Annotated in this window: 11 protein-coding genes; 10 read left to right on the top strand and 1 reads right to left on the bottom strand. The window is 70.9% G+C overall.

Annotation, left to right across the window (positions count from 1 at the left end; genetic code table 11):
• Positions 1-168: 168 nt before the first annotated feature.
• Positions 169-705, bottom strand: a complete 537-nt coding sequence (locus tag ABZ948_RS22620) for an HNH endonuclease (protein WP_019760491.1) — start codon at positions 703-705, stop codon at positions 169-171.
• Between the two features lie 313 nt (positions 706-1,018).
• Here ABZ948_RS22620 and ABZ948_RS22615 point away from each other — a divergent pair, with 313 nt between their 5' ends.
• The 10 genes from ABZ948_RS22615 (at position 1,019) to ABZ948_RS22570 (ending at position 13,430) form a co-directional block, all read left to right on the top strand.
• Positions 1,019-2,134: a mechanosensitive ion channel family protein gene (locus tag ABZ948_RS22615; RefSeq protein ID WP_359762197.1), complete on the top strand. Its 1,116-nt coding sequence runs from the start codon at positions 1,019-1,021 to the stop codon at positions 2,132-2,134.
• 279 nt (positions 2,135-2,413) lie between these two features.
• Complete coding sequence (locus ABZ948_RS22610) at positions 2,414-3,625, top strand: ROK family transcriptional regulator (protein ID WP_359762196.1); 1,212 nt, start codon at positions 2,414-2,416, stop codon at positions 3,623-3,625.
• A 62-nt stretch (positions 3,626-3,687) separates the two neighbouring features.
• A complete protein-coding gene (locus tag ABZ948_RS22605; RefSeq protein WP_359762194.1) occupies positions 3,688-5,025 on the top strand; it encodes an ABC transporter substrate-binding protein in 1,338 nt (445 codons plus the stop codon).
• A gap of 3 nt (positions 5,026-5,028) precedes the next feature.
• A complete protein-coding gene (locus tag ABZ948_RS22600; RefSeq protein ID WP_359762192.1) occupies positions 5,029-5,973 on the top strand; it encodes a carbohydrate ABC transporter permease in 945 nt (314 codons plus the stop codon).
• Positions 5,970-6,863: a carbohydrate ABC transporter permease gene (locus ABZ948_RS22595; RefSeq protein ID WP_359762190.1), complete on the top strand. Its 894-nt coding sequence runs from the start codon at positions 5,970-5,972 to the stop codon at positions 6,861-6,863. Before ABZ948_RS22600 ends, ABZ948_RS22595 begins: the two co-directional genes overlap by 4 nt.
• 7 nt (positions 6,864-6,870) lie before the next feature.
• Positions 6,871-8,136, top strand: coding sequence for a 6-phospho-beta-glucosidase (locus ABZ948_RS22590; RefSeq protein WP_359762189.1), 1,266 nt, complete (start codon positions 6,871-6,873; stop codon positions 8,134-8,136).
• Positions 8,127-9,098, top strand: coding sequence for an N-acetylglucosamine kinase (locus ABZ948_RS22585; RefSeq protein WP_359762187.1), 972 nt, complete (start codon positions 8,127-8,129; stop codon positions 9,096-9,098). Before ABZ948_RS22590 ends, ABZ948_RS22585 begins: the two co-directional genes overlap by 10 nt.
• Positions 9,099-9,523: 425 nt before the next feature.
• Positions 9,524-10,984 (top strand): GlnX family signal transduction membrane protein, encoded by a 1,461-nt coding sequence (locus tag ABZ948_RS22580; RefSeq protein ID WP_359762185.1) that lies wholly within the window; start codon positions 9,524-9,526, stop codon positions 10,982-10,984.
• Between the two features lie 68 nt (positions 10,985-11,052).
• Entirely contained in the window at positions 11,053-12,042 is a 990-nt protein-coding gene (locus ABZ948_RS22575) for a glutamate ABC transporter substrate-binding protein (RefSeq protein WP_359762203.1), read from the top strand.
• Between the two features lie 53 nt (positions 12,043-12,095).
• A complete protein-coding gene (locus ABZ948_RS22570) occupies positions 12,096-13,430 on the top strand; it encodes a hypothetical protein (protein WP_359762183.1) in 1,335 nt (444 codons plus the stop codon).
• Positions 13,431-13,441 lie beyond the last annotated feature (11 nt).

Below are 13,441 nucleotides of genomic sequence, written 5' to 3'. Positions count from 1 at the left end.
GCGTGCATGGCCCGGGCGTCGGAGACCGGTGTGTAGGTGTCGGGGGGGCGGGGGGCCCCCCCGGCCGGGGCGGCGGGGCCGGGGGGCGGGGGGGTTCCCCGGGCCGGTCGGCCGGTCCCGCGCGGCCCTGCCGAGGGGCGCGCGGCAAGACGAAGGCCCGGATCGTCGTCAGGCGGAAATGCCGTCGATCCGGGCCAAGGCGTCGTCCGCGCCGTACGGCTGCAAGTACGGCAGCCAGCGCGGGTCCCTATGGCCGGTCCCGATGATGCGCCAGGCGAGGCCGGTGGGCGGGGCGGGTTTGTGGCGCAGCCGCCAGCCGATCTCGAAGAGGTGTCGGTCGGCCTTCACGTGGTTGCAGCGGCGGCAGGACGCCACCACGTTGTCCCAGACGTGCTTGCCCCCGCGGCTGCGCGGGATGACGTGGTCGACGCTGGTTGCGACGCCACCGCAGTACATGCACCGGCCCCCGTCGCGGGCGAACAGCGCCCGGCGGGTCAGAGGAACGGGCCCCCGATAGGGAACCCGGACGAATCGCTTGAGCCGGACCACGCTGGGTGCGGGGACTGTGACGGTCGCGCTGTGCAGATAGGCGCCGGACTCCTCGAGGCAGACGGCCTTGTTCTCGAGGACGAGGACGAGCGCGCGGCGGAGCGGTACGACGCCTAGCGGCTCGTACGACGCGTTGAGGACCAGGACATGCGGCACGGATGCCTCCTTGGACGCCGGCGGCGCGTGGCTCGCGCCGGGACGATTCGTAGCCAGTCTCCCCTCATGCCTGGTGGAAGCGCCACCATGTCCCCGTAACGGGCTGGGAGTGTTTTCGACCACATCTGATACATCCCCCGGATCATGGCCTGTTCAAGCCCAGGTGAGCACGGTCTCTCCTTCACACATTCCGAGGGAGCACACACAATGCCCCGTTAGTGTGGTGGTTCTGCCCCTTCGGTGACCCAACCGTGACCTTGACCCCCCAGGACCACCGCACCGGGGCAGACCGCTGCACCTGGAGGTACCTGCCGTGTCCTTGTCCGTTGCGGACGCCGTCCTGCTGGCCGCCGGCCCGTCACCGTCGCCGTCGCCGACCCCGTCGGATACGCAGTCCCCGAGAGTGCCCTCGCTCCAGGACGCCCAGGAGAGCGCGACGAACGCCGCCGGCTGGGTCGAGCAGAACTGGTCGACGTGGCTCGCGATCGGCCTCCAGGTCCTGCTGGTCCTGGTGATAGCGGCGGTGCTGAGGGTCGCGGTGCGGCGGGCGATCACCAAGCTCATAGACCGGATGAGTCGCACCGCGCAGAGTTCGGACGGCAGCCCGCTCGGCGGCCTGCTGGTCAATGTCGAGCGCCGCCGTCAGCGCTCGCAGGCGATCGGCTCGGTGCTGCGCTCCGTGGCCAGCTTCCTCATCATGGGCACCGCCGCCCTGATGATCCTCTCCGCGTTCAACATCAACCTGGCCCCGCTGCTGGCCTCCGCCGGTGTCGCGGGCGTGGCGATCGGTTTCGGCGCCCGCAACCTGGTCACGGACTTCCTCTCCGGCGTCTTCATGATCCTGGAGGACCAGTACGGCGTCGGTGACACGATCGACGCGGGCGTCGCCTCCGGCGAGGTGATCGAGGTGGGCCTGCGCGTGACCAAGCTGCGCGGCGACAACGGCGAGATCTGGTACGTCCGCAACGGCGAGGTCAAGCGCATCGGCAACCTCTCGCAGGGCTGGGCGACGGCCAACGTCGACGTCACCGTCCACTCCGGCGAGGACCTGGACAAGGTGAAGGCCACCCTGGACGAGGTCGCCGGGAAGATGGGCGCCGAGGAGCCCTGGAACGAGCTGCTGTGGGGCCCGATCGAGGTCCTCGGCCTCGACAGCGTCCTGCTGGACTCCATGGTCGTGCGCCTCTCGGCCAAGACGATGCCGGGCAAGTCCCTGACCGTGGAGCGCGAGCTGCGCTGGCGCGTGAAGCGGGCCTTCGACGCGGCGGACATCCGGATCGTCGGCGGCGCCACGGCCCCGGCGGAGGAGGCGCCCGCCGATCCGACGGCCGGGATGGCGGCCCCGTCGGCGTACGCGAACACGACGTCCCCGCAGTCGGCGGCGGCGTCCCCGCTCGCGCCCCCCGCGCCGACGAGCACGACGAAGTAGCGACTCCTCGACGAAGAAGCGACTCCACGACAGGGCGGCACCCGGCAGGTCCGGGCGCCGCCCTCTTCGCATGCCCGGAGGACGACGGGCACGCGATCACGCGGAGAACGCCGGGCCGCTCCTCTCTTGACGGCCGCGCGGCGCCGGGCTTACCTTCCTCCCACCGATAGGAAACTTTCCTAACAATACAAGACGGACACCGTGCACGCCCCGTGCGCAATGGACTTCCGTCCCCGGTCACTGAGAAGCTGAGCAGCCGAAAGGCAGGTGTGGACACGCATGGCAGGAACCGCCGGCACGCCGGGCACCCCGCGCGTCCTGCGCGCCATGAACGACCGGGCCGCCCTCGACCTGCTCCTGGAACACGGCCGGCTGTCCCGCACCCGGATCGGCAAGCTCACCGGCCTGTCCAAGCCGACCGCGTCACAGCTCCTGGCCCGCCTGGAGGCGGCCGGACTCGTCCTGGCCACCGGCACCACCGAAGGCCGGCCGGGTCCGAACGCCCAGCTGTACGAGGTGAACCCGGCGGCCGGTCACGCCGCCGGACTCGACGTCACCCCCGAACGGATCCTGGCCGCGGTCGCCGACATCACCGGCCGCACGGTCGGCCGCTTCGAACTGCCCACCCCCGGCAGGCGCACCGGCACCCCGGTCGTCCAGCAGGTCACCGACGCCCTGGACGGCGCGGTGAAGGCGGCGGGCCTCGCCCGGGACGACGTCCACCGCCTGGTGATCGGCACCCCCGGCGCCTTCGACCCCACCACGGGCCGCCTGCGCTACGCCTCCCACCTGCCCGGCTGGCACTCCCCCACGCTGCTGGACGAGCTCGCCGCCGCCCTGCCGATGCCCTTCGAGTACGAGAACGACGTCAACCTCGTCGCGCTCGCCGAACAGCGCCTCGGCGCCGCGAGGGGCCACTCGGACTTCGTCCTCCTGTGGAACCAGGAGGGCCTCGGCGCCGCCCTGGTCCTCGGCGGCCGGCTGCACCGCGGCTGGACCGGCGGCGCCGGCGAGGTCGGCTTCCTGCCGGTGCCGGGCACGCCCCTGGTCCGCCAGGTCACGAAGGCCAACAGCGGCGGTTACCAGGAGCTGGCCGGCTCCCAGGCCGTCCCGCGCCTGGCCCGCGAACTGGGCGTCGAGGACATCCCTGAGGGCCCGTACGCCGACGCCGCCGCACACCTGGTGGCCCGGGCCGCACAGGCCGGCGACGACGCCCACCGCCGCCTCCTCCAGACCTACGCGACCCGGCTCGCCACCGGTCTGGCCTCCCTCGTCTCGGTCCTCGACCCCGAGCTGGTCGTCCTGAGCGGCACGGTCCTCACCTCGGGCGGCGAGGCGCTGCGCGCCCTCGTCCAGGCCGAGCTGGAGGAGCTGGCCGCGTCCCGCCCGCGCCTGGTCGTGGGCGGCGTCCGTGAACACCCCGTGCTGCGCGGCGCGCTGGAGAGCGCGCTCGCGACCACGCGCGACGAGGTCTTCGACACCTCCCGCTGACTCCACCCCCCTTTCCGGTATTTCCCGTCTTCCCCTTCCCCCGTGCCTCAGGGAGCTCTGCCATGCCCGGAATATCCCGTAAGGCGGCCATCGCCCTCGCCGCCACCGCCTCCCTCGCCCTCCTCACCACCGCCTGCACCGGCCAGTCGGGCGCCGGTGCGAGCGACGACGCGTCCAAGGAGACGACCCTCACCTTCTGGCACGCCTGGAGCGCGCCCTCGGAGGTGAAGGCCGTCAAGGACCTCGTCGCCGGCTTCGAGAAGGCGCACCCCAACATCAAGGTCAAGGTCGTCGGCAACATGACGGACGACAAGATCAACCAGGCCCTGCGCGCCGGCGGCGCCAAGGCCCCGGACGTGATCTCGTCCTTCACCACGAACAGCGTCGGGAGGTTCTGCTCCTCCGGCGCCCTGGTGGACCTCAACCCGTTCTTCGAGAAGTCGGGCATCGACCCGGCGAAGACCTTCCCCAAGGCGATGAACGAGTACACCCAGTTCGACGGGAACCGCTGCGCGGTCCCCCTCCTCGGCGACGCCTACGGCCTCTACTACAACAAGACGGCGTTCCAGAAGGCCGGCATCACCGCCCCGCCCAGGACCTGGTCGGAGTTCGAGAAGGTCGCGAAGAAGCTCACGATCCCCCAGGGCGGCACCTTCGAGCAGCTCGGCTTCATGCCGAACTACCACGGCTGGGAGACGACCACCGAGCACTACCTGGGCCAGTTCTCCCCCACGTACTTCGACGAGAACGGCAAGTCGAACGTGGGAAAGGACCCGGCTTTCGAGAACGCCTTCAAGCTCCAGAAGAAGCTGGTCGACGAACTCGGCGGCTACCGGAAGCTGGAGACCTACCGCTCCAAGCTCGGTGACGAATGGGGCCCCAAGCACCCCTTCCACACCGGCCAGGTCGCCATGCAGCTCGACGGCGAGTGGCGCCTGGGCATGGCCCTGGCCGCCAAGCCGAAGTTCGAGATCGGCGTGGCCCCGCTGCCCGTTCCCGACGACCAGGCCGACCAGTACGGCAAGGGCTACATCACCGGCACCATCGCCGGCATCGCCGCGACCAGCAGGAAGCAGAACGCGGCCTGGGAGCTGGTGAAGTACATGACCACGAACACGGACGCGGTGGTGGGCTTCTCCAACGCCATCCACAACGTGCCGTCGACCCTGGAGGCGCTGAAGTCCCCGAAGCTGAAGTACGACCCGCGCTTCAAGACGTTCCTGGAGATCGCCGCGAACCCGGACTCCACCACCGCCCCCGCCTCCGTCAACGGCGGCGTCTACCTCACCACGATCCAGGAGTTCGGCTACGACTACGAGAGCGGAAAGGCCACCGATCTGAAGAAGGGCCTCAGGGACACCGCCCGGCAGATCGACACGGACATCGCACAGGCGAAGTGAGCGATGAGCACCTCCGCCCTGCGCGCGAAACACCGCCGCTCGACCCTGCGCACCCTCGCCTTCCTCTCCCCCTGGCTGATCGGTTTCTCGGTCTTCTTCGCCTACCCCCTGATCTCCACCGTCTACTTCTCCTTCATGCGCTACGACGGCTTCCGGCCGCCGGTCTGGGCGGGCACGAAGAACTGGACATACGTCTTCACGCACTACCCCCTCTTCTGGCCCGCCCTGCGCAACACGCTCTGGCTCGTCGTCATCATGGTCACGCTCCGGGTCGCCTTCGGCCTGGCCGTGGGCCTGCTGATCACCAAGATCAAAACGGCCACGGGCGTCTTCCGCACCCTCTTCTATCTGCCGTACCTGGCGCCGCCCGTGGCGGCCACGATGGCCTTCGCCTTCCTCCTCAACCCCGGCACGGGACCGGTCAACTCGATCCTCGAGCAGGCCGGGCTCCCGGCCCCGGGCTGGTTCAACGACCCCGCCTGGTCGAAACCGGCCCTGACCCTGCTGGCCCTGTGGGGCATCGGCGACCTGATGGTCGTCTTCATGGCGGCCCTGCTCGACGTGCCCAAGGAGCAGTACGAGGCGGCGGAACTGGACGGCACGAGCCCCTGGCAGCGCTTCCGCTACGTGACGCTGCCGAACATCTCCCCGATCGTCATGTTCGCCGTCGTCACCGGCGTGATCCAGACCATGCAGTACTACACCCAGCCGCTGATCGCCGGGAAGGTCGCCTCGGGCGTGATCCAGGGCGCCGGCACGCAGTTCGAGCCGGGCTACCCGGACAAGTCCACCCTGACCCTCCCCCAACTCGTCTACAACCTGGGCTTCCAGCGCTTCGACTACGGCTCCGCCTGCGTGGTGGCCCTGGTCCTCTTCGCCCTCTCCATGGCCTTCACGGCACTTCTGATGCGCCGCAGGGGCGGCCTGATCCAGGCAGGTGAACGATGACGCAACTCCTGGAGAAGCCGTCGGAGCTGAAGGCGCCGCACTCTCCCGCGGAACGCACGGCCCACCGCAGGGCGTTCCTGGAGTGGATCGCGGTCCACTCCCTGGGCGTCGCGGCGGCCCTCTTCTTCACCCTCCCGTTCGTCTTCGTCCTGCTCACCTCGCTCATGAGCGACAGCCAGGCGCTCAGCCGCGACCTGATCCCGCACACCTGGGAATGGGACAACTACCGAAAGGTCTTCGACACCCCGGGCTTCCTCACCTGGTGGCGGAACACCCTGTTCTACGCGGTCCTGGGCACGGCACTCACGGTGGTCTCCTCGATCCCCGTGGCCTACGCCCTGGCCAAGTTCCGCTTCCGCGGCCGCAATCTCGCCCTCATGCTGGTGATCTCGATGATGATGCTGCCGCCGCAGGTGGTCGTCATCCCGATGTACCTGTTCTGGGCGAAGCAGCTGGACCTGTCCGGCACGCTCTGGCCGCTGATCATCCCCATGGCGTTCGGCGACGCTTTCTCGATCTTCCTGCTGCGCCAGTTCCTCACCACGATCCCCGACGAGTACCTGGACGCGGCCCGGGTCGACGGCTGCGGCGACCTGCGCACCCTCCTGAAGGTCGTCCTCCCGATGGCGAAACCGGGCATAGCGGCGGTGGCGCTCTTCCAGTTCTTCTACGCCTGGAACGACTACTTCGGCCCCCAGATCTACGCCTCGGAGAACCCGGGCGCCTGGACCCTCTCCTACGGCCTGGAGTCCTTCAAGGGCGCCCACCACACCGACTGGAACCTCACCATGGCCGCCACCGTGCTGGTGATGGCCCCCGTGATCCTCGTGTTCTTCTTCGCCCAGAAGGCGTTTGTAGAGGGTGTCACGCTCACCGGAGTAAAGGGTTAGAACACACATGAAACTCACCGTGGTCGGCGGAGGCTCGACCTACACCCCCGAACTCGTGGACGGCTTCGCCCGACTGAGGGACACCCTGCCGATCGGGGAACTGGTCCTGATGGACCCGGCGCGGGACCGCCTGAACCTCGTCGGCGGCCTCTCCCGCCGCATCTTCGCCCGCCAGGGCCACCCCGGCCGCATCACCACCACGACCGACCTCGACGCGGCGGTGGACGGCGCGGACGCGGTCCTGCTGCAACTGCGCGTGGGCGGCCAGGCGGCCCGCCAACAGGACGAGACCTGGCCCCTGGAGTGCGGCTGCGTGGGCCAGGAGACCACCGGCGCCGGCGGCCTGGCGAAGGCCCTGCGCACGGTCCCGGTCGTCCTGGACATCGCGGACCGCGTCCGCCGCACCAACCCGAGCGCCTGGATCATCGACTTCACCAACCCGGTCGGCATCGTGACCCGCGCCCTGCTCCAAGAGGGCCACAAGGCGATCGGCCTGTGCAACGTGGCGATCGGCCTGCAACGCAAGTTCGCCGGCCTGCTGGACGTCGCGCCCACCGACCTCCACCTGGACCACGTGGGCCTCAACCACCTCACCTGGGAGACGGCGGTACGCCTGGGCGGCCCCGAGGGCGAGGACGTCCTCCCGGAACTGCTGAGCACCCACGGCGACACGATCGCGACCGACCTCCGCCTCCCCCGCCCGCTGCTCGACGCGCTGGGCACGATCCCCTCCTACTACCTGCGCTACTACTACGCGCACGACGAGGTCGTACGGGACCTCAGGACGAAACCGTCCCGGGCGGCCGAAGTGGCCGACATGGAACGGCGTCTGCTGGCGATGTACGCCGACCCGGCCCTGGACGAGAAGCCGGACCTGCTCGCCAAGCGGGGCGGCGCCTACTACTCGGAGGCGGCGGTGGACCTGGCGGCGTCCCTGCTGGGCAACGCGGGTACTCCCTACCAGGTGGTGAACACGCGCAACGACGGCACGCTCCCCTTCCTCCCCGACGACGCCGTGATCGAGGTCCAGGCGGCGGTGGGCCCCAAGGGCGCCTCCCCCCTCCCCGTTCACCCCGTGGACCCCCTCTACGCGGGCCTGATGGCCGGCGTCACGGCCTACGAGCACCTGGCCCTCGAAGCCGCCCTGCACGGCGGCCGGAACCGCGTCTTCCGCGCCCTGCTCTCCCACCCCCTCATCGGCCAGTACGAATACGCCGAGACGCTCACCGACCGGCTCGTCGCACACAACCGGGAGCACCTCACGTGGGCCTGACCGCACGTGTCCTCGCGATCGACGCGGGCAACAGCAAGACGGACGTCGCGATCGTGACGGCGGACGGAGAAGTCCTGGCCACGGCACGAGGGGGCGGCTTCCGTCCCCCGGCCGTGGGCCTCGACACGGCGATGGAGAGCCTCGCCGAGCCGGTCGCCCGGGCCCTCACCACCGCCGGGATCCCATCGGTCACCCATGTCTCGGCCTGCCTCGCGAACGCCGACTTCCCCGTCGAGGAGGACCAGTTGGCGGCGGCCCTCGGGGCGCGGGGCTGGGGCACGACGGTGACGGTCCGCAACGACACCTTCGCGATCCTCCGGGCCGGTGTCACCGAACCCCGGGGTGTGGCGGTCGTCTGCGGCGCGGGCATCAACTGCGTGGGCATGCGCCCCGACGGCCGCACCGCCCGCTTCCCGGCGCTCGGCAGGGTCTCCGGCGACTGGGGCGGCGGCTGGGGCCTGTCCGAGGAGGCCCTGTGGCACGCGTCGCGCGCGGAGGACGGCCGCGGCGCCCCCACCGCCCTCGCCGACACCCTCCCCGCCCACTTCGGCCTGCCCTCCATGCACGCCCTCATCGAGGCCCTGCACCTGGGGCACATCCCACCGCCCCGACGCCACGAACTGACTCCGGTCCTGTTCGCCACGGCCGCCGACGGCGACACGATCGCACGCACGATCGTGGAACGCCAGGCCGAAGAGGTCGTCTCCATGGCGGTGGTGGCCCTGACCCGCCTGGACCTCCTGACCGAGGAGACCCCCGTCCTCCTGGGCGGCGGCGTCCTGGCAGCGCGACACCCCCAACTCAACGGCCACATCGAGCACTTGCTCACGGACCGGGCGCCGAAGGCGGTACCACGGGTGGTGACGGCGAGCCCCGTGCTGGGGGCGGCGTTGCTCGGGCTGGACAGGGTGGGGGCCGGGGAGGAGGCGCAGGAGAGGTTGCGCAGCCACTTCGGCGTTTGAGACGGCACCCGGGACCGGGTGGGTGCACAACCCGGCGCACGACTGCCCGCAGCTGAGGCGAGACGCGCCCGCACCCGCCGGACGACGCAAGGGGACGTGTCGGGGGGTGTCCGCCCGCAGCGGTTGGCGCGTCAACGCCAGTCAGTCGGTAAGAGGGTCGATCGCGCCGTTCCGAGGACGGACACCCCCCGGCGCGGCCCCGACCCACCACCGGCGAGAAGGCGAAGACGCGCACCCCCACCGAAGCAGCCACAGCCCACCGCAGGCATCCCCACCCCCACGGGAACCGAACCCCCTCCCCCGACGTGTTCCTAGAGGCGGTGCCGCCTCACGCTGCGATCCGATCAAGATCGAGGCAAGGCCGGTGCGGATGTCAGTCCCGGCAGCGATACTTGCGGCGACGGATGACCATGGGGGAGGTCACAGTGACATACCCGCCGAAGAGCAGCACACCACCACCGGGCCCCAACCTGCCCACCCTCCCGGCCGTACCCGCCCAACCAGCCCCACCGGCCCCGGCCCCCACCGGCACCGGCACCGGCAGCAGCCCCACCCCGCCCCCCACCCCTCGCCGCCGGACCGCCTTCGCCGAGGGCTTCGACCAGCTCCGCGCCGCCGCCACCACCGAGCCGGGCCGCCTCCGCATCATCGGCGCCCTCCTGGCCCTCCTCGTCGTCGCCTTCGGCTCCGTCACCGCCTGGCAGATGACCGACCGCGCGACCGCCGCCGACGACGTCCTCACCAGCAGCCAGCCCCTCAGCTCGGACGCGGCCGACATCTACCGCTCCCTCGCGGACGCCAACACCGCCGCCTCCAGCGGCTTCCTCGCCGGCGGCCAGGAGACGGCCGCCACCCGCGACCGCTACGAGAAGGACATCCGCACGGCCGCGGAGAAACTCGTCAACGCCGCCGCCAACGCCGACCCGGACTCCCCGTCCACCGCGACGATCGCCAAGCTCAACAGACTCCTCCCGGAGTACAAGGGCCTGGTCGAACGCGCCCGCACCTACAACCGCCAGGGCTTCCCCGTCGGCGGCGCCTACCTCCGCTACGCCAACGAGAAGATGCAGCAGCAGATGCTCCCGGCGGCGGAGGACCTGTACAAGAAGGAGAACCAGCGCCTGAGGGCGGACTACGCGGACGCCACGCCCTACCCCTGGGCGGCCATCGCCCTCGGCCTCGCCGCGCTCGCCGCCCTCGCCTGGGCCCAGCACCGCACGTACCAGCGGACGAACCGGGTCCTGAACCACGGCCTGGTCGCCGCCACGGCGACGGCGACGGTCGTCCTGCTGTGGCTCGTCGTCGGCCACAGCGTCGCCCGCGCGGGCCTGAACGACTCCTACGACCACGGCGTCCGCTCCCTGAACGTGCTGCACGACGCCCGCATCGCCTCCCTCAAGGCACGCGGCAACGAGAACCTGACGCTGGTGGCCCGCGGCGCCGAGACGAAGAAGGTCGGCGACGAGACGTACGACGCCTACGACTACGACTTCGGCGCGGACATCAAGTCCCTCGCCCGGCACCTGACGGCAGCCGGGAAGCTCGCCGACGACAGCTCCGGCGAACAGCCGGTCACCGCCGCCGTCGGCAACATGAAGGAGTGGCAGAAGCGCCACACCGCGGCCCGCGAGCAGGACGAGAACGGCAACTACCAGCAGGCACTGGACATGGTCATCGGCCCCAGGGGCGCGACCGGCGAGTGCTTCGACAGCGTCGACAAGAACCTGCACACGGCCCTCGTGCACGAGGAGGCCGAGTTCAAGCGCGCGGCCGGTGACGGCAGGGACGCCCTGACGGGCCTCGCGGCGGGCGCGGCCGTCCTCGCCGTCCTGGGCGCCGCGGGCGCGGTCCTGGGCATCGGCCGCAGGCTGTCGGAGTACCGGTGAACGGGCCACGGACGAGAGGAGGCACGACGGTGCGAAGCACTCTCAGGGGCTGGGGCGGAGTGACCGCGATGGCGGTCGTCTGCGCCCTGGTGGCGTTCATCGCCCTGTGCCTCCCCCGGACCGCCGTCACCGCGGACGGCCGATCCGCCGCCCACACCGGCCAGACGGCCCGGACCGCCCAGACCGAAGCCGACGAGGACTGCGACGCCCCGGAGAAGCAGACCCTCGCCCCGTCCTCCGCGGACGGCGACACCATCCAGGCGATCAAGAACCGCAAGGGCGAGAAGCGCAAGCTGATCGTCGGCGTCGACCAGAACAGCTACCGCTGGGGCTACCGCAACCCCAACAGCGGCAAGACCGCGGAGCTCGAAGGCTTCGACATCGACCTGGTCCACCGCATCGCCGAGGACATCCTCGGCGACCCGAACGCCGTCCAGTTCAAGGCGATCCCGACCAACCAGCGCATCCCGGCGATCAAGGACGGCCGCGTGGACATGGTCGTCCGCACGATGACGATCAACTGCGAGCGCATCAACGACGTCGCCTTCTCCGCGCCCTACTTCAAGACCGGCCAGCAGGTCCTGGCGCCCAAGTCCTCGCCCGTCAAGGGCTATGACGACACGCTCGCGAACCGCAGGATCTGCACGGCGGCGGGCTCCACGGCGTACTCGACGCTGGAGGCGGACCAGAAGGACGGCGAACTCCCGTCCACCACCGACATCTCCACCACCGTCCCGAACCAACTCGACTGCCTGGTGCGGCTCCAGCTCGGCGAGGTCGACGCGGTGGTCACCGACGGCGCGCTCGCTGCGAGCCAGGCGGCACAGGATCCGACGGTCCAGCTCAAGGGTGACGCCTTCACTGCCGAGTACTACGGCGTGGCAATGAAGAAGGACGCCGACGATCTGGTACGCCGGGTCAACCAGATTCTGGTGGACTACCGCAGGGACACGGCGAACGGCTGGCAGGCGTCGTACGACAAATGGCTGTCGGCAACACTGGGCAAGGATGCGAAGAAGTCGGAACCCCCGGCACCGGAGTACCTCCGCAGGACCTGAACAACGGGACGGACCGACCCCCCAACCGGCACAACCGCAGCGAGAGGTGATCGATGGGCGTCACGGGATCCACCGGGCCGGTGATGGACCGGGACGAGGTGGACCGTGCGCTGGCGCGGCTCGGCGCGGAGCACGAGGCGATAGAGACCTCGCTCCTCGCCCTCCAGGACCACGCGGGCCGCAGACTCCTGGAGGGCGCCGAGCTCACCGGTGTCACCCGGGAGCGCTGGACGTCGACGGAGGCGTCGATCACGCTGCTGTGGACGTACTTCGACGCGTACACGGACGCGCTGCGCACCGCCCGCGAGATCCGTGCCCGCCGCCGCTGGTCCAGCCGCGAGGACCTGGTGGAGCTGACGGAACTGCTGAGCGGCGAGTCCGTCACGGTCGCAGGCAGCGCCACCGCGACGGCCAACGCCCCGACCCTGAACGGCACTCCGGGCAAGCTCAGCGAGCGCTACTCGCTCTCCACACTCGTCGACCGGATGAACGAGCTGTACGCCACGAGCCTGGACATGGTGGTCGCCGCCGACGCGGTCTGGTCGGCTCTGCCCGCCCGGATCGACCTCCTCGCGGCCGAGCTCCAGCGCACCCGCCGGCTCGCGCACTCGGTCGGTGTGCGCCCCGGCGAGCACCCGGCGGGCGACGACCTGGAACGCATCACGCGCACACTGACGAAGCTGCGCGCGGAGGTGGTGTCGGACCCGCTGGCGTTCTGGGCCCGGGCCGAGGGCAGTTCGGCGCCGGGCGGCGGCCGGCCGGACACGACGGTGTACGACCGGGAGGCGCGCGCCCTGGAGGACGTACGCCGGGAGATCGACGCCGTGCTGACGGTGCGCCAGGACGCCGAGAAGCGGATCGTCAAGCTGCGGGACGTCCTCAGCCGCGCGGACCGCACGCTCGCCGAGGCGCGCACCGCCCGCGGCGAGGTCCTCGCGAAGATCGCCGCGACGGAGGTGCCGGTCGTCAGCGGACCGCCGACCGCGCTGCAGGAGCAGCTGGCGGCGGCCGCGGAGTACCGCCGGCAGGCGCAGTGGCACCGGCTGTCCCCGCTGCTGGAGTCGCTGGAGCAGAAGGCGGAGGACGAACTGCTGCGCGCCCGTGAGTCGTTGACCGCGGTCACCGCGCCCCTGGCGGTCCGCGCCGAGCTGCGCGGCCGGCTCGACGCCTACAAGGCGAAGGTCGCCCGGCACGGCTTCGCGGAGGACACGCTGCTGGTGGAGCGCTACGAGAAGGCGCGCCGCATGCTGTGGAGCGCCCCCTGCGACCTGCGCGCGGCCGAACAGGCCGTGCTGCGCTACCAGCAGGCGGCCGCGGAGCTGCTCGGCGGCCCACGGGTGCCGGACCAGGGCGTCGTCGAGGACGACCGGAGGGGGCCGGGCGCATGAGCGACAAGGGG

The organism is Streptomyces olindensis (assembly GCF_040645895.1).
GTDB classification, from domain to species: domain Bacteria; phylum Actinomycetota; class Actinomycetes; order Streptomycetales; family Streptomycetaceae; genus Streptomyces; species Streptomyces olindensis.
The sequence above is the reverse complement of the archived record's forward strand: the minus strand, read 5'-3'. Positions and strand labels throughout refer to the sequence as shown.

Bases quoted from the DNA above. Each gene is read 5' to 3' on its own strand.
- ABZ948_RS22575 (WP_359762203.1), top strand. From the start codon at position 11,053: ATGGCGGTCGTCTGCGCCCTGGTGGCGTTCATCGCCCTGTGCCTCCCC.
- ABZ948_RS22605 (WP_359762194.1), top strand. From the start codon at position 3,688: ATGCCCGGAATATCCCGTAAGGCGGCCATCGCCCTCGCCGCCACCGCC.
- ABZ948_RS22595 (WP_359762190.1), top strand. From the start codon at position 5,970: ATGACGCAACTCCTGGAGAAGCCGTCGGAGCTGAAGGCGCCGCACTCT.
- ABZ948_RS22600 (WP_359762192.1), top strand. From the start codon at position 5,029: ATGAGCACCTCCGCCCTGCGCGCGAAACACCGCCGCTCGACCCTGCGC.
- ABZ948_RS22570 (WP_359762183.1), top strand. From the start codon at position 12,096: ATGGGCGTCACGGGATCCACCGGGCCGGTGATGGACCGGGACGAGGTG.
- ABZ948_RS22590 (WP_359762189.1), top strand. From the start codon at position 6,871: ATGAAACTCACCGTGGTCGGCGGAGGCTCGACCTACACCCCCGAACTC.
- ABZ948_RS22610 (WP_359762196.1), top strand. From the start codon at position 2,414: ATGGCAGGAACCGCCGGCACGCCGGGCACCCCGCGCGTCCTGCGCGCC.